This is a genomic window from Olleya namhaensis (assembly GCF_900114005.1).
GTDB lineage: Bacteria > Bacteroidota > Bacteroidia > Flavobacteriales > Flavobacteriaceae > Olleya > Olleya namhaensis.
On the sequence record NZ_FORM01000001.1, the window covers coordinates 517518 to 538352 of the forward strand.

The following is a 20835-nucleotide window of genomic DNA, read 5'->3' on the forward strand; positions in this document are numbered from 1 at the left end:
AAGTATAAATCAGCTGTAGGATTACATCTAAATTCAGCTTAAATTTAATTAATAGTGTCAAGTCAAAACATCCAAAACGCATTTATTAAAGTTAAAGATTACTCTGTTTCTGGGGAAGAATTTCAATTAATTGAGAACAAAACGTATGGGTATTTAGAAACAATTCCTAAGCCTTCTTTAGATAAATTACCTGAATATTATCAGACAGAAGACTACATTTCTCATACAGATTCTAAACGGAATTTGTTTGAAAAGGTATATCATAGTATCAGAGAAATATCTTTAAAGCGTAAATTAAAGTTGATTAATTCGTTTAAAACGGAACAAAAAACACTATTAGATTTTGGTTGTGGTACAGGTGATTTTTTGAATACTGCACAAAATAACAATTGGATTGTGTCAGGAATCGAACCAAATAAAGAGGCTAGATTGATTGCAAATAGCAAAACAAATCAATCCGTTTTTGATTCTAATTATATAAATAACTTAGAAAAAGAGAGTTTTGATGTCATTACTTTATGGCATGTTTTAGAACATATTCCAAATTTAGAAGCACAAATTGCGCAACTAAAAGCCTTATTAAAACCTTCGGGAGTTTTAATTATTGCAGTTCCAAACTATAAAAGTTACGATTCAAACTACTATAAACAGTTTTGGGCAGCATTAGATGTGCCTCGACATTTGTGGCATTTTAATCAAAAATCAGTTTCTAAGTTGTTTGCAAAAATTAATATGTCGGTTGTAAAAACGTTGCCAATGATTTTTGACTCGTATTATGTTAGTCTGCTTTCTGAAAAATATAAATCTGGATGGATGAATATCTTTAAAGCATTTTGGATTGGATTTAGATCAAATTACAAAGCAAAGTCTTCTGGAGAGTATTCTTCATTGATTTATGTGCTTAAAAACAGCTAAAATTTAATATAAGATTCGCTGTTAATTTATTAACCACTATAATGTGCTATCACATTAGCTTTTTTTAAAACGTGCTTAAATGGCTTTATTTGACCCCATTTTTGATAGGGATTTCCTATAAATGTCCAAATTTTTGATAAGTATTTCTTATTTGGGTTAAAATGTGCGATTAAAATTTATTTCTAGTTTATTTTATTATTTACATTTGCTCAAATTCTTAAAAAATAAAAATGAAAAAAATATTAGGTTTAGTATTACTTGGGTTAGTTTTTACGTCTTGTCAAAAACAAAAAATTGTATTTGTTGATAATGGTGTTATTATAAATGAAATAAAAGAGAAGCTAGATTTAGAATCTAGATACAATACTAAAGACTCTTTATTCCAGAAAAAAGTGGATAGCTTTAGACAAGTATTTCAGTTAAATTTTCAAAAAATTGCAACATTACCAAAAAGTAAGCAGAGTGCAGAAGAGAGTGTATTGAGACAAAAAGCACAAGGGTTACAACAAGCATGGCAAATGGAACAACAAGCTTTTCAAAAAGAGTATCAAGTGGAAATAGACACTTTGATTGTTAAAGTAAAGAATTTTGTTAAGGATTATGGTAAATCTAATAGTTATGATTACATCTTAGGGACAGTAGAAAACGCACCTAGTGTTATGTTCTCAAAGGATGAAAATGATATTTCTAAAAAGATAATAGAAGGTTTAAATGCTGCTTATAAGAAGTAAATAAGGCATTAATAGTAAAGTCAAAAGGCGATTAACAACAGTTAATCGCCTTTTTTGTTATATAAGGGTTTAAATATCAGACTATTTCTTTTAAATAGTTATATTTATTGCGCTATTAATCATTTTCAATTCAAATTATGAAAAGCTTGCTTTGGCCTTGTGCTATTGTCTTTGCTATGTTTTCTGTTAGTTATGCTCAGGAGGCTGTTCCATTTAAGACCCAAAAGGCGTTTTATATCTATGGAGAAGCTGTTGCTATCGGGAATAATATACTTAGTAAAGACGCTATAAAACCCTACAATGATCACCGTTTAACTAACGACGATATTGATATGGTTTACGTGGATATTGATAAAGACGATACTACTTTTTCGTCCAGTTCTGCGAGTCTGCAATTATCAGATAATCATAAAAATATTGCTTATGCTGTGCTGTATTGGTCGGCAACTTATAGTTATAAAAAGGGAACTAGAAGGGAGGAGAATTCTCAGTTTTTCTTTCAAGGAGAACGACAGCGAAACAGAAGCGTTATAAGTAAAATAAAGCTAAAATTACCAGGTGATAATTATAAAAATATCACAGGAGAAGTCTTGTTTGATGGTGCTAAAGAGACTTCTTTTGCTTTAAATTCTCCTTATGTTTGTTTTGCTGATGTGACTAAACATTTGCAAAACGCGAAACAGGTTAATGGCGAATATACTATTGGTAATATTAATGCAACAGAAGGGTTTGTAGCTGGAGGTAGTGCTGCTGGTTGGATGCTGTATGTGGTATATGAAACACCAACAAAAAAACCTAAATATATTACTACTTTTAATGGATTTACACATGTTGGGAGTGATCCTGTAATCATTAATTTAAAGGATTTTAAAACGCCCGAAAAAGGTAAAACTAGTACAGATATTACGTTGGCTGCGTTAGAAGGGGATTCTGCTTTAACTGATGATGAGTGCGTAATTGCCAACTCGCAACTTCAAAAAGTTTGGAAGTTAAAATCGGAAAATCGAGTACATAATAATTTTTTTAGTAGTCAGATTACGTCTTCAAATAAAGATAATCAGCAACGATTGCCCAATAGTGACAATACTTTAGGGTTTGATATTGCTTCAGTAACTTTGCCTAATAATAAAGACGCGATTATTACTAATAATACGGAGAAGGTTGAGCTTATTTTTAACACAAAACAAGATCGTTTTTACTTGTTTTTTACCGCTTTTCAAACCGAGATTAGTGAAGATTATTTTAATCAAATAGAATCAAAAGCACCTTCTAATTCCGTAGTTTTCTCTTCTCATAAATCGCGTCCTATGGTGGAGGTGCAAATGGATTTAGATGCGAAGGATACTATAGCTTTAAAGAAACCTACTATAACGATACCAGAGGTTGTAACACCGCCAAAGCCAGTAGTAATACCCAATCCTAAGGTGCAATCCGTTACAGTGGTTACGGTTAATCCTGTTACACCGTTACCAGAACAAGCTATTGTATCGGAACCATTAGTTTTGAGACAACCTGTAAAAATCATAGAAAATACGGATAATCAAGATGTTAACAGTGTTTCGTTAGGGGTTTCTGCATCAAAAATTCAACAAGAAATGTTAGTTAGTGGGGATGTAATTATTGCTAGTAATACGTATGTAAAAGCCTTAGAATTAGAAGATAAACCTCTAGAAACTCAGGCTTTTAAATTACTTTTAGAAAAAAACACCGCGCAAATTGAAGGTGTTAAAAAAGGGTATTATGTTATTAATAAACTGTTTTCTATACCTAAAAATGCAATTGCTTGGCAAAATCAATTAAGAGACTCTGGGTATGCCAGCGAGATTTTAATAGACGATCAACAAGAGTTATATTATGTATATGTGTTTCATACAGAAAACTTCTATGATGCCTATATGCAACATAAAACACTACTTAATAAAAGTCTTTTTAAAGATAATTGGGTGTTTAAAGTAAATATGACAGAGTATTAATCTATTTTAGTAGGTATAATGCCATTATAGTTGGAATAAAGTATATTACTATTGTTCTTGCTCCATCGTAGTCTTTAGCAACACGTTGTCCAAATAATAGTAAAAGAAGCACTATCGCGCTTAAAATAGCCGAATAGAAGCCAAACACAGTATTACCATCTATAATAATGGTTGCCATACCTATAAGCGCAAATAGGCCAGCTATAGTTTCTAAAGCAAATATAATCCCCACATTTAGCGGTACCATATTAGCCATAAACGTTTTTTCAAAGTGCCCTTTTAACCAAGCAATATTACCTTTCCAATCTAAGGCTTTGTCTAATCCTGATTGTAGAAATGTAATTGCCAAAAAAGCAAGTAAAAGTAACTCTGTAATGTTGTTTAAGATGTTGTCCATTGTTGTGTTTTTTTTGCTCAAAGGTATTAAATAATACCATGTTTTTTAGAGATAAAAGGTAATAGCTTGTGGTAGTATAGACGCTTTTATATTACTGGTTGCCATAGGCTCTCCGTCCGCCTGAATAAGCGGTTTTTTTGCATTAAATTCTAATGTGATATGCTTAGTTTTTAGCGTTGTAATGTTTTCGTGCTTTAAAATACTACCAGTAAATAATCCTATTATATTTTTTGCAATTTGCCATTTAGTAAAATTAGTGGCAATAGAGACGTCCAACAAACCATCATTTGGATCAGGTTGTTTTGTCAGCTGCATTCCTGATCCTGTATATCTACAAATTCCTAACTGTATCATCATACAGTTTTTATGCGTTTTTGTTTCTGAGTCTAACGTGACTTTAGTATTAAAATACGTGAAATTAAATAGTATTTTTAATGCGCCAAAAATATAGGTTAATTTACCAAAAGACCTGTCGTTTTTAACAAGGTCAACCACCAAACCATCAAACCCAATACCGCATAGATTTAAAAAGTAGGTTTTAGAATTATTTAGATCTAAAAAGGTTAAACAACCAACATCTTGAGTCTTTGTATTTCCTTTAATTATAGCCTGAAGTGCACGGTGTCTATTTTTAGGAATTTTGTACGTTTTAATCCAATCATTTCCTGTACCTATAGCCAATACACCAAAGCTAATCTGATTTGGATTTATTGTCTTTTGACTAAAAACGCCATTAATAAATTTGTTTAATGTGCCATCTCCACCAATAATTATAAAATTACGAAACCCTTTATTTAAAGCATCTTGTGTAATTTGGATGTCATGATTATTGTGATTGGTAAACTGAGATGTAATATTAAAATGTTGTGAGAGTTTGTCTTTAACGTTGTTCCAGACTTTTTTGCCTTTCCCATTTCCAGAAACAGGATTTATTATGACAAAAAAAGTTTTTTTTTCAGACATTTTAATCTTGTTTAGCGTGAAGCAAACGTGTTAGTTTTATACTTAAATCTGTAAGGATGATTTTAGAATTTCCGTTACGTTCAATATGATAAATAGCATCATTTAGCTCGTTAGAGATATCCATAATATTATTGTTGTGGATAAATGGAGCAAATTTAGAAATGTCAAAACCTTTGCTTTTGGTTTCAAAATAAACCAACTCTTCAGCACCATAATTTAATAACATGGCTTGTCTAAAAAAGTCTAAACAAAAGTTTAAAAACTGCTTTTGTGTTTCACGACCAGTTTTAGCAATGTCTTCACTCCATCCAATTAAATCATGTATAGCCGCTTTATTTCCTTTAGCTTTAAAGGCCGCACGTATCCAAAAAATAAACCATTGTTCAAATTGGTCATCTTCTGTGTCGTGATAGACTAAATCACAAGCTTTGTTGTAATTTCCGTCAGATTGATGTGCAATTTTAGTAGCAGTAGCATCATCAAGACTAAATTGTTTTTGGATCCCAGCTTTGATATCATTTTCTGCTAACGGCGGAAAATGTATAATCTGACAACGGGATCTTATGGTATTAATAATTTGTTCTTCTTCTTCAGCAATTAAAATAAATACTGTGTTATTTGGCGGCTCTTCTATAAGCTTTAATAGTTTGTTGGCTGCTTGGGTGTTCATCTTTTCAGCCATCCAAATCAGCATAATTTTATAGCCACCTTCGTAAGATTTTAAGCTTAATGCTTTAACAATATCTAAAGCTTCGTCAACACCAATTTGTCCTTGTTTGTTATCAACACCAAGAAGTCTGTACCAATCAAATAAGTTTCCGTAAGGTTGTTCTTTTAACAACTGCCTCCATTCCGTAAGGAAATAAGAAGACACAGGATGTTTTTTTACTTTATCAGTTGTTGTTACCGGAAAGGCAAAATGCAAGTCTGGATGAGAAAAGTTTTTAAACTTAATATTGCAAGCTTCGTTTTCTCCGCTGTTTTCTCCCGCCGCATTTTTGCACAACACATATTGCGCATAGGCAATAGCCATAGGCAGTGTTCCTGAACCTTCAGGGCCAATAAATAGTTGCGCATGAGGTATGCGACCATTGTCAGCACTTGTAGTTAAGTGTTTTTTAATATGATTTAATCCTAAAATATCACTGAAAAGCATAGGGCAAATATAGTTTTCTTGGTAATTAAAAACTATTTTTATTAAAGATTGATTTTATCAGTACATATTTATAGTATGGTTGTATTTGTATATATTTGAAGAATATTCACACTTTTAATTTTTAAAATGAAAAGGCTATCAGGTTTATTATTTTGTGTAATGGGTTTAGGGCTTGTTAATGCACAAGAAACCACAGCAATAGATTCTGCGTCTATTGATGGTGTTACTTTCAAATCTCAAAACGAATTTTACATTTTTGGAGATGTTACTGTTATTGGTAATAATATTTTAAGCGAAGATGATAAAGACGCGTTTAATGATATGCAGGTCAATAACGATGACACAAAAATGCGTTATGTAGATATTGATAACGACCCAGAAACATTTAGTTCTAGTCAAGCCACTTTATCTTTACCTGAAGATTTTAAAAAAATAGCCTACGCTGGTCTATATTGGACAGGAACGTATGCTTACGAAAAAGGAACGCGTAAAGAACAAAAAGGGAATTACATTTTTAGAGGAAATGGAGCGCGTTCGCCAATTATTAATCAAATTAAATTTAAGTTACCAAACCAAGAGTATCAAGATATTTCTGGAGAAATAATTTATGACGGGGCAACCAATCCGACACATGCTATTAACTCGCCATACGCTTGTTATGCAAATGTGACAAGACTTTTAAAGTCTGCCGAAAATAAATCAGGAGACTATGCTGTGGCTAACATTAAAGCAACAGAAGGTTATTTATCTGGTGGTAGTGCAGGGGGTTGGATGTTGTATGTGATATACCAATCACCTACGGACAATCCTAAATATATTTCTACATACCATGGTTTTGCTTTAGTTAATAAAGAAGAGCCTTTTGATATTACATTTAAAAACTTTAAATCTGTAGAGCAAGGAGACGTTAAAACTAAAGTGGTATTATCTGCTTTAGAAGGGGATGCTGCTTTGGAGGGTGATGAGTTTGCAATTGTAAAACAACGTGATGGTAGTTTTCAATCGTTGAGTAATGGGGCGCGTTTTCAGCAAAACTTCTTCAATAGTTCTATTACTAATAATAGTATGAAAAACAGAGATAGGCTGCCAAACAGCGAAAACACACTTGGTTTTGATATTGCTAAATTGGACATTCCTAACTACAATAATGCCATAATAAACAACAATACAAGTGAGACAACACTGCGTTTTAAAACCCAATCGGACCGTTTTTATCTATATTTTACAGCCTTTCAAACGGAAATAGCACAAAACTATTTTGATGATATTGTTCAAGAAAACAACCCTGATGCTAGTCAAACAGCATCTGTATCGCCAGAAATTGTTAGAGCACAACCAGAGTCAGACCCAAGTTTTAATACCAAAGAAAAACGTAAGCCATATCAATATCGTAAAAGAGGTTTAGGATCTAAAGCATTTAGATATTTAAAAAACAAAAAATCGACAACAATTGCAGGTATAGAAGGCGGTTATTATGTAATAACAGGTGTATTTGCAGAGTCTATTAGAGCAGGGAAATGGACCAATAAATTAATAAAAAATGGTTTAAAAGCGACTGCTTTTATTAACCCAAAAAATAGCTGGAATTACGTTTATATTTTAAGAAGTGATACCGCAGAAGAAGCTTTTGAATTAGCAGAAGAGCTAAAAACAAATTATAGATATAGAGATACGTGGGTTTTAAAATCAAACCTAGACTAAAAACATACAAAACAGATGAAAACACTAAACGACTTTAATTTTAAGAATAAGAAAGCATTAATTCGTGTAGATTTTAACGTCCCTTTAGATGCGGATTTTAAGGTTACTGATGCGACTAGAATACAAGCTGCAAAACCAACAATTATTAAAATATTAGAAGACGGCGGAAGCTGTATTTTAATGTCTCATCTAGGAAGACCAAAAGGAGTAGAAGACCAATTTTCTTTAAAACATATTGCTAATAAAGTAGAAGATATTATTGGTGTAGAAACTCAGTTTGTATCAAATTGTATTGGTGAAGAAGCAGAGCGTGCTGCAGCCAATCTAGAACCAGGAAAAATCTTAATTTTAGAAAATCTGCGTTTTCATGAAGAAGAAACTAAGGGTGATGTCGCTTTCGCGGAAAAATTAGCAAAACTAGGAGATATTTATGTAAATGATGCGTTTGGTACTGCTCACAGAGCACACGCTTCAACAACGGTAATTGCTCAGTTTTTTCCAGAAAAGAAATGTTTTGGTTACCTATTAGAAAAAGAAATTAAGAGTATTGATAAAGTAATGAAAACTGGCGAAAAACCTGTTTTAGCGGTACTTGGAGGAGCAAAAGTATCTTCTAAAATTACAATTATAGAAAACATTTTAGACAAAGTAGATCACCTAATTATTGGTGGTGGTATGACCTTTACATTTATAAAAGCACAAGGCGGAAGCGTTGGAGACTCTATCTGTGAAGATGATAAAATGGAATTAGCATTAGAGATTTTAAAGCAAGCAAAAGCTAAAAACGTACAAATACACCTTCCAGTGGATGTACTAGCAGCAAATGCCTTTAGTAACGATGCAGAAACACAAGTTGTTGATGTAACTAAAATACCAGATGGATGGCAAGGTTTAGATGCTGGTCCAAAATCTATAGCAATGTTTCACGATGTTGTATTACAGTGCAAAACAATACTTTGGAATGGACCTTTAGGTGTCTTTGAAATGGAAAGTTTTGCAAAGGGTACAATAGCGTTAGGAGACGCCATAGCAGAAGCAACTAAAAATGGAGCTTTTTCTCTTGTTGGTGGTGGTGACTCTGTCGCAGCAGTAAAACAATTTGGATTTGAAGACAAAGTAAGCTACGTTAGTACCGGAGGTGGTGCAATGTTAGAAAGCTTAGAAGGGAAGACACTTCCTGGTATTGCTGCTATTTTAAAATAATAGAGCACTTTTAATCGTTATGCAATAAATAAAAGTACATGCATCAAGTAAAAATATATAGTGCTTTCTTTTTACTGTTTTTGGGAATTAATTTTGGTTTTGCCCAAGATACAATCCAACAAAGCAGATTAAGACAGGACCAATTACAAGAAGGAGAAGACTACGTTATTGATACAATAATTGACGGTCAAGCCTATTTTAAAAAATCTATAAAATCTATTGAGGTTTTAGAGTTACCTAAAGTGCTTCAGGACCATGAGTTTGCTGCAGATATAGATAAAAAATGGTTAGAAGAATTGTATAGTAATACATTGTTTGATACTATTTATAGAGACGTTTCTGGATTAAAATATGACGCAGTTTACTATCCTGAGTTAACAACAGATACTTTAAAAGCAAGATTACAGCGCTTAAATGCTAGAACACCTTTTAATGTAGAATATAACCCAGGTTTAGAAAGTGTTATTAAGTCGTTTTTAAAAAATCGTCATCATTCTTTTGAACGTTTAATGGGATTAAGTAATTACTACTTTCCAATGTTTGAACGTGAGTTGGATAACTACGATATTCCGTTAGAGATGAAGTATCTAGCGATAGTAGAATCTGCTTTAAAACCTCGTGCCCGCTCTAGAGTTGGTGCAACAGGATTATGGCAATTTATGTTTGCAACCGGAAAAGAGTATGGTTTAGATGTAAGTAGTTATGTGGATGAGCGTAGTGATCCAATTAAAGCAACAATTGCGGCGTCTAAATACTTATCTAAATTGTATAAATTATTTGGTGATTGGGATTTAGCTTTGGCAGCTTATAACTCAGGACCAGGTAATGTTAGTAAAGCAATACGACGTTCTGGAGGCTATCAAAATTATTGGAATATTAGGCCAAATCTTCCACGTGAAACAGCAGGTTATGTACCCGCGTTTTTGGCAACAATGTATATTTTTGAATATGCTAAGGAGCATGGATTTGTGCAACATAGACCGGAGTTTCATTTGATAGAAACAGATACCATCCATGTCAAGCAAATGATAACCTTAGATCAGGTGTCGGAATATACAGGTGTGGAGATTGAAACGCTTCAGTTTTTAAATCCGGCTTATAAGTTGGATGTTATTCCTTTTATAGAAGGTAAGAACTACACATTACGCTTACCAAGGACTATTATTGGAGCGTTTGTAAATAACGAAGAGCAGTTGTATGCACATGCTAAAGCAGAATTTGATAAGCGTGAAAAACCGCTACCTCAATTTCAAGATTCTGATTCTAAAACTAGATACAGAGTACAACAAGGGGATTACTTAGGAAAAATTGCCCGAAAATTTGGAGTTAGAGTTAGTCAAATTAAACAATGGAACGGTTTAAGAAATAATAATCTAAAAATTGGACAACGATTAACTATCTATCCTAGAAATGGGGTGCCTGTAAATCGTGCTAAAGCTTCAGCTACAGCTAAAAAAAGAGTAATACCAGCTAACGCAAAAACGTATACAGTGCAACAAGGAGATAGTCTATGGAGTATTTCACAAAAGTTTTCTGGAGTTTCGGTTCAAAATATTAAAGATTGGAATGATATTAGTGGTAATAAATTAAAACCAGGAATGAAACTATTAGTTTCAAAAGGATAATTGATCTCTAAAACAGTATAGAAATGAAAAAAGTCGCTATTTTAATTTTATTAGTATGCACAATACTATCGTGTAAAGAAGGTTCTTCTAAAAATCAACGTTTAGTACCACAATCTTCAGGAAACCTATACAATGTAAACGTTGTTATAGATAATGATCTTTGGAAAGGTAGAGTTGGTGATCAAGTTAGAGAGGTGTTAACAACGGTTGTTCCCGGATTGCCTCAAGCAGAACCTATGTTTGATATAAATCAAATGCCACCACAAGTGTTTTCTGGATTCGCTACTCAAAACAGAATTGTTTTAAAAATTGAAAAAGGGGAAGACGAAGGGTTTAAAGTCCTATCTGATGCTTTTGCAAGACCTCAAAAATTGGTGGTAGTTAGTGGAAAAGACAATAACCAAATTATAAAATTGTTAAGCGCTAACAAAGACAAAATCTTAGAAACGTTTAAAAATCAAGAAATAGAGGCACGTCAAAAGCTAACTAGTAATTCGCCTCACGTTAATAATAATATTGAAAAGGTTTTAGGTTTAAAACTTCAGTTTCCTTCTGCTTATAGAGTAGCAAGAGAAGATGGTAATTTTTTCTGGATTAGAAAAAATTTAACGACTGGTACTAATAACTTTATGATATATCAAATCCCTTTAACTGCTATAGATAAAGAAGGTGATATTATAGAGCAGGTTATTAGAATTAGAGACAGTGTGGGTCAAAAATATGTTCCAGGACCAACAGATGGATCTTATATGATGACAGAGGAGGCGTATACACCGTTTTTATACAATACAATTATAGACAATAAGCCCGCTTATGAAGTTAGAAGTACTTGGGAAATTAAAGACAGCTATAATGCAGGACCATTTTTAAACTATATGGTTGAAGATAAAATTAACAACCGTTATGTGGTTATTGAAGGGTTTACTTTTGCTCCATCAGTAAGTAAACGTGATTTTGTTTTAGAGCTTGAATCTATTATAAAATCTTTAGAAATAAACAAGTAAACAAAATTTAAGAGCATAAAAAAAACCAATGCAATGCATTGGTTTTTTTTATATGATAAAGTAAAATTTACTTTTTCTCTTCGTTTTCTTCTTCTTCTTTGCTTGCGTCTTTAAACTCTTTAATTCCGCTACCTAGTCCACGCATTAATTCTGGAATTTTCTTTCCGCCAAATAAAAGTAATATTGCTACTACTATTATAATCATTGAAGTTGGTCCTGGCATACCTAAAAATATACTTGCTGAAATCATAACTTAAAATTTAGACCACAAAGTTAATAATTAAACTTTAATAATAACGTTAAAAGACTAACTTTAGCTTAACCTAAAGATGTTAGCACAAATTTTTATTTACTTTTGTTTTTAATATGGTAAAACCCGAAAAAAAATCTAAAAAAATTAAGAAGAAGTTACTACACAGGTATCGTTTGGTAATATTAAACGACGATACTTTTGAAGAAAGACTATCACTTAATTTAACGCGTCTAAATGTGTTTGTTTTAGGCACGCTGTCTGCAATATTTTTAATTGTTTTTACAACAATTTTAATAGCATTTACGCCATTAAAAGAATATATCCCTGGTTACTCCTCAACCTCACTTAAAAAGAAAGCTGTTAAGTTAAGTTTTAAAACAGACTCTTTGCAACGTGTTATAGACTTAAACGAAAAGTATTTTACGTCTATTAAGCAGGTGTTGCAAGGTGAGGTTAGTACAGTTCAATTTAATAAAGACTCGATAATTCAAGCAGCAAAACTTGAAGCAAGTCAAGTGGATTTAAACCCTATTAAAGAAGATTCTTTATTACGACAAAAAGTAGATAAGGAAGATAAATATAACTTGTTTGAAACCGCAAAATCCAGAGCTAGTTTTGTTTTGTTTCCGCCAGCAAATGGTACGATTAGCGAAAATTACAATAGTAAAACAAAACACTATGCAGTAGATGTTGTTTTAGCAAAAGACACACCTATAAAGGCAACAGCGGATGGTACTGTTATTTTTGCAGAGTGGACAACGCAAACAGGTTATGTAATTATATTAGAACATAGCTACGGACTAATATCTGTATATAAGCATAATGCTTCATTAAACAAAAGTCAAGGTGATTTAGTAAAAGCAGGAGAAGTAATTGCTGCGTCTGGTAATTCGGGAGAGCTATCTACTGGACCACATTTGCATTTTGAATTATGGAGCGATGGCTATTCAGTAAACCCAACTAATTTTATAGATTTTAAATAATGCTTTCACTAAAATCAGCTTTAGCTAAACCGTTTGCAAAACGCGTTTATAAGAAAATACAAAAATGGGCAAATAACCCCGTAGAAACACAAGATAAAGTTTTTAAAGATTTAATAAGCCAAGCAGCAGGTACTGCTTTTGGTATAGATCACGATTTTGTAAGTATCAATAATTATCAAGATTTTATAAAACGAGTGCCTATTAGAGATTACGAAGCTTTAAAACCTTACGTAGACCGTGTTGTGGCAGGAGAAAAAGATATCCTTTGGACAGGGAAACCGCTGTATTTTGCAAAAACCTCAGGGACGACGTCTGGCGCTAAGTATATCCCCATTACAAAGCAAAGTATGCCAAACCATGTAAATGCTGCAAAAAATGCAATATTGCTTTACATTCATGAAACAGGAAATGCAAAGTTTGTAGATGGTAAAATGATATTTTTACAAGGTAGTCCTGTTTTAAAAGAGCAAAACGGAGTACAACTAGGTCGTTTGTCTGGTATTGTAGCACATTTTGTTCCAAAATACCTTCAAAAAAATAGAATGCCTTCTTGGGAAACCAATTGTATTGAAGATTGGGAAACTAAGGTGGATGCTATTGTAGAAGAAACCGTAAACGAGGATATGTCTATAATTTCTGGAATACCATCGTGGGTGCAAATGTATTTTGAAAAACTGCAACTTAAGACAGGAAAAAAGGTCGGTGATATTTTTAAAAATTTCAACCTTTTTATATTTGGCGGTGTTAATTACGAGCCTTACCGTGCTAAATTTGAGAACTTAATAGGTCGGAAAGTCGATAGTATAGAATTGTATCCTGCAAGTGAAGGTTTTTTTGCATTTCAGGACAAGCAAGACAAAAAAGGAATGCTACTGCAATTAAATTCTGGTATGTTTTACGAGTTTGTAAAAGCTGATGAGTTTTTTGATGAAAACCCTAAACGTATCACTATAAAAGATGTTGAGGTTGGTATTAATTATGTTATGATAATATCTACCAATGCAGGACTTTGGTCTTATAACATAGGGGACACCGTTATGTTTACAGAAACAAAACCATACAGAGTTATCGTGTCTGGAAGAATCAAACATTTTATTTCGGCATTTGGAGAACATGTTATAGGTAAAGAGGTAGAACAGGCTATGAAGGACGCAACTGAAGGGTCTGAAGTTAGAATTAACGAGTTTACGGTTGCACCACAAATAAGTCCAGAATCAGGATTACCGTATCATGAATGGTTTGTAGAGTTTGAGAATGATCCTAAAGATATTTCCGCTTTAGCGAAAAAAATAGACAAGTCTTTGCAAGAGCAGAACAGTTATTATTTAGATTTGTTAGCAGGAAAAGTTTTACAACCCTTGAAAATTACAAAGGTTGAAAAAAATGGATTTCAAAATTACATGAAATCAATAGGTAAGTTAGGAGGTCAAAATAAAATACCGCGATTAGCAAATGATCGTAAAATTGCTGACGCATTAAAATCATTCATTGTTACTAAATAATAGTATCTTTGAACGTTAAATACATTATATAAGTAGTATGATTAAACAACATGAAAGAACGAGAGCGCAAGAAAGCTCAAATGCAATAGAGCGCATGTATATAACTATGCGTCACTTATTTAATAGAGGTTTTTATAAGCCTATGGGTGTGTCAGGAGAGACACTGCGTGAAGCATTATTAGTATTAAGACCAGAAATTTATGGATCTGTAGCAGATGAGAAAGCAGAATTAGAAGGCTTACTTTATGTTATAGATAGACTGCCTCACGGTATTGAAGAGTGTCGTTTTATTAACCTTACAAGTGATGAAGGTTATAAAGATTCTCATTTTGAAGCTATAATTCCGCCTAAGCGTAGAAGAAATTGTTATCGTATTGATGACGAGCAAATGAATATTGAAATCACTAGAGGACGTTCTGAAATTTATGATATTTTAACACACCTTACATTTTTGTTTGTTGAATCTCATAAGATTAGTAAACGTGTTATTATTGATGAAAACGGTGCTACAACTAGAGATTGGCAAAAATTAGAAGCAGCAGTTTTAAATAAGAAAAAGCTAACACAAAAAGAACGTGAAATAGCTATTACGCATACAGCAAATATTTTAGGTCGTACGTTTAAAGAACTCTCTACAGTATATGACGTATTTGCATTACCAAGCAAGCCAGAACGTTTATTACATATAGTGTATTGGTTAGGTAAATTAGCAATTGAAGAAGTTGTTGAAAACAGTAAGCGTACCGTAACTTTTAGCCCGGTTTTAAGAGAACGATTAGGGCACCATATTCATGGTGAAATGTGGGCGAATACAATAAAAGAGACTTTAAAAAAAGAAGGCCTTTTAGAAAGACCAATACATATAATTAGTGCCAATTTACATAGTGTAATGAATACGCTTTATGCACCAATAGCATTAAAAGCAGAAACATCTAAAACCGAAATTTTTAAGGTTTATGAAGCATTAAGTCAAAGTGATAATAAAGCATTAAGAAAAAAAGTAACTCAAAAAGCAGAACAGCAAGGGATGATCTTTATAAAAGATACTTCTGGGACTAATATTGATGTTCAGATTTTTGATACAGCTAAAATAGATTTATCTAAAACAGATTTAAATTTACCAAAACAAGAAAAAGATAAAGAAGCACCAGTGCTTTTTGTTATGGATTACGCTTTTGGAGAGCAAGCATATGAGACTATAGACGAGTTTTTAAAGCCTTTTAGTGAAGATGGCAGCAAGACACATCTAAATATAGAATCTGTCTCTATTATGGGTAAAGCAGGTATCTTAGAAGGAGGTAAAGGTGATATTATGATACCTTCAGCACATATTTTTGAAGGTACTGCAGATAATTACCCTTTTAAAAACGAATTAAGTAAGGTTGATTTAGAAGGTCAAGGTGTTTCTGTTTTTGAAGGCGCCATGATTACGGTGCTAGGAACCTCTTTACAAAATAAAGATATTTTAAAATTCTTTTATAATTCTACATGGAATGTGATAGGGTTAGAAATGGAAGGAGCACATTATCAAAAAGCAATACAGGCAGCGTCTAAAGTTAGAGGCAGTATAAATCCTGACGTAAAAGTTAGATATGCTTATTACGCAAGTGATAACCCATTAGAAACAGGAGGAACGCTAGCTTCTGGAGGTTTAGGTACTTCTGGTGTAAAACCAACATACCTTATTACAAGAAAAATTTTACAACAAATATTTAACCAATAATTAATTTAAATCATGAGTCAAGAATTACCTAAAAATAATGACAATAAATCCGAAGAAGTAGATTTATTAGTCTTTTTTAACCTAATAGGGAATGCTTTTGGTAAAGTGTATTCTTTTTTTGAGAGAATATTTAAAACTATTTATAAACTTATAATTGCACTTTTATTGCATTTGTTTAAGTCTGCTAAATGGTATGCTATAGGAATTATTGTGAGTTTTGCTATTGGTTATGGTTTGGATAGTTTAAAGGAGAAAAATTATGGGGCTAATATGTTTATAAACACTAATTTTAATTCTACACGTCAGGTTTATGAAAACATGCGAAACCTAAATCAGTTAGCCGCAATTGATCATGATAGCAAAGAGATAGCAAGGCAATTAAAAATAAGTGAAGAGGAAGCTAGTAAAATCAAAAATTTCTATATTGAACCAGATATTGATCAAAATACACAAATGGAAATGTATGTTGCATATAGATCGGGTTTAGATTCTGTTTCTCGAGTAGAATCGACTTTTAAAGATTACCTTGAAGGACTTAATAGTTATAGTTTTAAATCACATAAAATAGGTGTTCTAGCAACTGATAAAAATGTTTATAAGAGTTTAAAAAATAATTTTGTTTCTTTTTTAAGAAAGAATCCTTATTTGGATTCTTTAAAGCAAATAAATTCTGTAAATATTAACGCCAAAATAAAAGACATTACTGGTCAAATACAGAAGTTAGATTCTTTAAAAAATAGTTATTTAGCCATTAGAATTAAGGAGTCTGATAAATCCGTGTCCGATAATGGTGGCAGTGGTACTAATTTTTATATGGGTAATTCACAACCTAATGAATTGTTAGTTGATGAATCAAACTTAACGACTTTATTATTTAATTTAACTCAACAAAAGACAAACTTAGAAAATAATTTAGATTTAAATCGAAATATTATTGATGTAGTTTCTGATTTTCCACCATCTGGTTATGATGTATCGCAATGGACAGATTATTTTAAATTTACATTTCCAATTATTGCGTTTATTTTGATTTTTCTAGTTATTATGTTTATTAATTTGAGTAGATTTTTGAAGTCTCAATCGTAATTTAAAAACGCTAAAGATGTTTTTAAATAAAAAAATTAATAGTATAATTTTTAGTTGATATTAACTGTTAAACTGTAAGAGAAATAATTTATGTACACAGAAAAATATCATGATCATAATTTATCTAATTTTTCTTTTTTAGTCACTGGTGGAGCTGGATTTATAGGTTCAAATTTGGTAGAGTATTTACTTAATTATAATGCTAAAGAAGTAGTTGTTTTAGACAATTTGGAAACAGGTAAATTAGAAAATCTAAAAAAGTTTAAAGGGTATGATAATTATAGGTTTATTAAAGGAGATATTAGAGATTTAGAGACCTGTAAGCAATCAATGAATGGTATTGATTATGTTTTTCATCAAGCAGCTTTAGGTTCTGTTCCTAGGTCTATTGACAATCCTATTGCAAGTAATAGTACAAATATTGGCGGTTTTTTAAATGTTTTAGTGGCCTCAAAAGATTCAAATAGTGTTAAAAGAGTTGTGTATGCAGCATCTTCAAGTACTTATGGAGATAGCCTTATTTTACCAAAAAAAGAAGATAATATCGGAAAATTGTTATCACCATATGCTGTTACAAAATATGTAAACGAACTTTATGCAGATGTATTTTATAAAGTATATGGCTTGGAAACTATAGGTCTAAGATATTTTAACGTTTTTGGACCTAGGCAAGACCCTAACGGTGCCTATGCGGCGGTAATACCTAAATTTATTACTCAATTACTATACGATCAATCAGTTATTATCAATGGAGATGGGGAGCATTCTCGGGATTTTACTTTTATCGAAAATGTAATACAAGCTAATTTAAAAGCAATGCTATCTACTAAAAAAGAAGTTGTAAATCAAGTTTATAATATTGGTTGTGGTGCCCAAGTTAGCCTAAATCAGCTTACTGCGGGAATAATTAGTGCGCTTAAGGATTTGAAACATGCTACTAATAGTAAAATAATTTATGGAGAAACAAGGCTTGGGGATGTAAAGCATTCACTTGCCGATATTTCAAAAGCAGCAAATGAATTAAATTATTTTCCAAAATATAATTTTGAAGAGGGTCTTACTAAAACTACATCATGGTTTTATAATCAAGAAAAATAATGAATGATAAAATAGTAATAGTTGGCCTAGGTTATGTTGGTTTGCCTTTAGCTGTAGAGTTTTCTAAAAAATTTAATGTTATTGGATTTGATATAAATACTTCACGAATATCAGAGCTTAGAAATAACATAGATCGTACATTAGAAGTTTCTTCAGGTGTTTTAAGCACTTCTAAATCATTGTTTTTTACCTCTGATATAAACGATCTTAAAGATGCCAATATATACATTGTTACTGTTCCTACCCCAATTACTAAACATAAGACTCCTAATTTACACCCTATAATAGAAGCAAGTAAAACGATTGGAAAAGTATTAAAAAAGGAGGATATAGTAATCTATGAATCTACTGTCTTTCCTGGTTGTACCGAGGAAGTGTGCGTGCCTATTTTAGCTAAATATAGTGGGCTTAAATTTAATGAAGATTTTTATTGTGGTTATTCACCAGAGCGGATTAATCCGGGAGATAAAGTGCATACAATAAGTAAAATAATTAAAGTTACTTCCGGAAGTACACCTGCAGTAGCTACAAAAGTAGATAATCTATATAGGACAATAATAACTGCAGGAACTCATAAAACAAGCTCTATTAAAGTTGCTGAAGCGGCTAAAGTAATTGAAAATACACAACGTGATTTGAATATTGCATTTATTAATGAGTTAGCGCTTATTTTTGATAGGCTTGATATTGATACTGCGCAGGTTTTAGCAGCAGCAGGAACAAAGTGGAATTTTTTACCATTTACACCAGGTTTAGTTGGTGGTCACTGTATTGGTGTAGACCCTTATTATTTAACTCATAAAGCTGAGTCAGTTGGGTATTATCCCCAGGTGATACTATCAGGACGTAGGATAAACTCTAATATGGGGATTTTTGTGGCTAATAAATTAATTAAACTATTAGCATTAAAGGGAAATGAAATAAAAGGAGCTAAAGTTCTAATAATGGGAATTACATTTAAGGAAAATTGCCCAGACATTAGAAACACTGGTGTAATAAATGTCTTTAATGAACTAAGTGAATTTGGATTAAAGGTTGATGTTTATGATTCTTTTGCAAATAAAGATGAAGTAAAGAAAGAATATAACATAGATTTAATTTCGGAAATATCACAAAATTATAAAGCTATTGTGTTAGCAGTTAAACATGATAAATTTAAAGACTTAGATTGGAACAAAATACTAAATGATGATACCATAGTATTTGATTTGAAGAATTTTTTACCAGATAATATTGTTTCAGCAAGACTTTAGTTATTGAGATTTTATTGTTCAAATCAACATTACCCTTACAATATATCGATGAATAATCATTTTAATCGGTAAAACTATTATATTTAGAATGTTAAAATTTAATTGGCTTTGTAAAAAGATTACTTTTGATACTTTATTTAAAGTTCTCACATATAACATATAAACTAAAACTTAAAAGAATACAAAAAATATGACTAATCGTAACGTTTTAATAACAGGTGGAGCAGGATTTATAGGATCCCATGTAGTTAGATTATTTGTCGAAAAATACTCTAATTATAAAATAATCAACTTAGATGCTTTAACGTACGCTGGTAACTTGGAAAACCTTACAGATATTGAAAATGCGCCAAATTACACATTTGTTAAAGGTGACATAACTGACGAACCTTTTATTAACGCACTTTTTGACAAGTATAAATTTGACAGTGTAATACATTTAGCAGCAGAATCTCATGTAGACAGGTCTATAAAAGACCCTTTGGCATTTGTTAAGACAAATGTTATTGGTACAATGATTTTGTTAAATGCCTTTAAAGCACTTTGGAAAGACAACTTTACAGATAAATTGTTTTATCACGTAAGCACAGATGAGGTGTATGGTTCTTTAGGGGAAACTGGTTTGTTTGAAGAAACGACATCATATGATCCTAATTCGCCATATTCTGCATCAAAAGCAAGTTCAGATCACTTTGTAAGAGCTTATGGTGAAACTTATGGAATGCCTTATGTTATAACAAATTGTTCTAACAATTATGGTCAAAACCAGTTCCCAGAAAAACTAATTCCTTTATTCATTAATAATATTATAAACCACAAACCATTACCAGTATATGGAGATGGTAACTATACAAGAGATTGGTTGTACGTTGTAGATCACGCAATTGCTATTGATTTAGTTTTTCATAAAGGAAAACAGGGAGATACATATAACATTGGTGGTTTTAACGAGTGGAAAAATATAGATTTAGTTAAATTACTATGTCAACAAATGGATGTTGCATTAGGTAGAGAAAAAGGGTCTTCAGAAAAACTAATAACATATGTTAAAGATCGCCCAGGACATGATTTAAGATACGCTATTGATGCCTCTAAAATAAACAAAGAACTAGGATGGAAACCATCTGTAACCTTCGAAGAAGGTTTAAAAATCACTATAGATTGGTATCTAAACAATGAAGACTGGTTAAACAGTGTTACAAGTGGTTCTTACCAAACGTATTACCAAAAACAATACAGCTAATACTAAAAACAGAAACATGAAACGTC

The 20835-nt window shown here is 31.9% G+C and carries 18 protein-coding genes; 14 read left to right on the forward strand and 4 right to left on the reverse strand.

The window, feature by feature from the left end:
• Positions 1-54: 54 nt before the first annotated feature.
• The 3 genes from BMZ09_RS02230 (at position 55) to BMZ09_RS02240 (ending at position 3619) form a co-directional block, all read left to right on the forward strand.
• On the forward strand, positions 55-915 hold the full coding sequence (locus BMZ09_RS02230; RefSeq protein ID WP_090837113.1) for a class I SAM-dependent methyltransferase: 861 nt from the start codon (positions 55-57) through the stop codon (positions 913-915).
• A 230-nt stretch (positions 916-1145) separates the two neighbouring features.
• Positions 1146-1646 carry an OmpH/Skp family outer membrane protein gene (locus BMZ09_RS02235; protein WP_090837115.1) on the forward strand — a complete coding sequence of 167 codons (501 nt, stop codon included), beginning with the start codon at positions 1146-1148 and terminating at the stop codon, positions 1644-1646.
• A gap of 137 nt (positions 1647-1783) precedes the next feature.
• A complete protein-coding gene (locus BMZ09_RS02240) occupies positions 1784-3619 on the forward strand; it encodes a hypothetical protein (RefSeq protein ID WP_090837116.1) in 1836 nt (611 codons plus the stop codon).
• A gap of 1 nt (position 3620) precedes the next feature.
• On the opposite strand, the gene BMZ09_RS02245 is transcribed toward BMZ09_RS02240, so the two are convergent.
• The 3 genes from BMZ09_RS02245 to BMZ09_RS02255 are packed head-to-tail and all read right to left on the reverse strand — an operon-like array spanning position 3621 to position 6135.
• The gene (locus BMZ09_RS02245; RefSeq protein ID WP_090837118.1) at positions 3621-4016 is read right to left on the reverse strand and encodes a DoxX family protein; all 396 of its coding nucleotides are present in this window, start codon (positions 4014-4016) and stop codon (positions 3621-3623) included.
• 45 nt (positions 4017-4061) lie between these two features.
• Complete coding sequence (locus BMZ09_RS02250) at positions 4062-4979, reverse strand: diacylglycerol/lipid kinase family protein (protein WP_090837120.1); 918 nt, start codon at positions 4977-4979, stop codon at positions 4062-4064.
• A gap of 1 nt (position 4980) precedes the next feature.
• Positions 4981-6135, reverse strand: coding sequence for a DNA polymerase III subunit (locus tag BMZ09_RS02255; protein WP_090837122.1), 1155 nt, complete (start codon positions 6133-6135; stop codon positions 4981-4983).
• A gap of 126 nt (positions 6136-6261) precedes the next feature.
• On the opposite strand from BMZ09_RS02255, the gene BMZ09_RS02260 reads away from it, so the two are divergent.
• The 4 genes from BMZ09_RS02260 to BMZ09_RS02275 are packed head-to-tail and all read left to right on the forward strand — an operon-like array spanning position 6262 to position 11668.
• Positions 6262-7836: an SPOR domain-containing protein gene (locus BMZ09_RS02260; RefSeq protein ID WP_143067776.1), complete on the forward strand. Its 1575-nt coding sequence runs from the start codon at positions 6262-6264 to the stop codon at positions 7834-7836.
• A 15-nt stretch (positions 7837-7851) separates the two neighbouring features.
• Positions 7852-9039: a phosphoglycerate kinase gene (locus BMZ09_RS02265; RefSeq protein ID WP_090837124.1), complete on the forward strand. Its 1188-nt coding sequence runs from the start codon at positions 7852-7854 to the stop codon at positions 9037-9039.
• Between the two features lie 38 nt (positions 9040-9077).
• Positions 9078-10664, forward strand: coding sequence for a LysM peptidoglycan-binding domain-containing protein (locus tag BMZ09_RS02270; RefSeq protein ID WP_090837126.1), 1587 nt, complete (start codon positions 9078-9080; stop codon positions 10662-10664).
• Positions 10665-10687: 23 nt separating this feature from the next.
• Positions 10688-11668: a DUF4837 family protein gene (locus tag BMZ09_RS02275; RefSeq protein ID WP_090837128.1), complete on the forward strand. Its 981-nt coding sequence runs from the start codon at positions 10688-10690 to the stop codon at positions 11666-11668.
• A 67-nt stretch (positions 11669-11735) separates the two neighbouring features.
• Here BMZ09_RS02275 and BMZ09_RS02280 read toward each other — a convergent pair whose 3' ends face one another.
• On the reverse strand, positions 11736-11918 hold the full coding sequence (locus BMZ09_RS02280) for a Sec-independent protein translocase subunit TatA/TatB (RefSeq protein ID WP_090837130.1): 183 nt from the start codon (positions 11916-11918) through the stop codon (positions 11736-11738).
• Positions 11919-12034: 116 nt separating this feature from the next.
• Between BMZ09_RS02280 and BMZ09_RS02285 the strand changes: the two genes are divergently transcribed.
• The 7 genes from BMZ09_RS02285 (at position 12035) to rfbB (ending at position 20809) form a co-directional block, all read left to right on the forward strand.
• Entirely contained in the window at positions 12035-12904 is an 870-nt protein-coding gene (locus BMZ09_RS02285; protein WP_090837132.1) for a M23 family metallopeptidase, read from the forward strand.
• Positions 12904-14406, forward strand: a complete 1503-nt coding sequence (locus BMZ09_RS02290; protein ID WP_090837133.1) for a GH3 auxin-responsive promoter family protein — start codon at positions 12904-12906, stop codon at positions 14404-14406. The genes BMZ09_RS02285 and BMZ09_RS02290 overlap by 1 nt, the downstream gene beginning before the upstream one ends.
• Before the next feature lie 37 nt (positions 14407-14443).
• Positions 14444-16129 (forward strand): DUF6909 family protein, encoded by a 1686-nt coding sequence (locus tag BMZ09_RS02295; RefSeq protein ID WP_090837135.1) that lies wholly within the window; start codon positions 14444-14446, stop codon positions 16127-16129.
• A 12-nt stretch (positions 16130-16141) separates the two neighbouring features.
• Positions 16142-17215, forward strand: a complete 1074-nt coding sequence (locus tag BMZ09_RS02300; RefSeq protein ID WP_090837136.1) for a hypothetical protein — start codon at positions 16142-16144, stop codon at positions 17213-17215.
• 90 nt (positions 17216-17305) lie between these two features.
• Positions 17306-18313, forward strand: coding sequence for an SDR family oxidoreductase (locus tag BMZ09_RS02305; protein ID WP_090837138.1), 1008 nt, complete (start codon positions 17306-17308; stop codon positions 18311-18313).
• Positions 18313-19566, forward strand: coding sequence for a nucleotide sugar dehydrogenase (locus BMZ09_RS02310; RefSeq protein WP_090837140.1), 1254 nt, complete (start codon positions 18313-18315; stop codon positions 19564-19566). The genes BMZ09_RS02305 and BMZ09_RS02310 overlap by 1 nt, the downstream gene beginning before the upstream one ends.
• A gap of 190 nt (positions 19567-19756) precedes the next feature.
• On the forward strand, positions 19757-20809 hold the full coding sequence (gene rfbB / locus BMZ09_RS02315; RefSeq protein WP_090837141.1) for a dTDP-glucose 4,6-dehydratase: 1053 nt from the start codon (positions 19757-19759) through the stop codon (positions 20807-20809).
• Positions 20810-20835 lie beyond the last annotated feature (26 nt).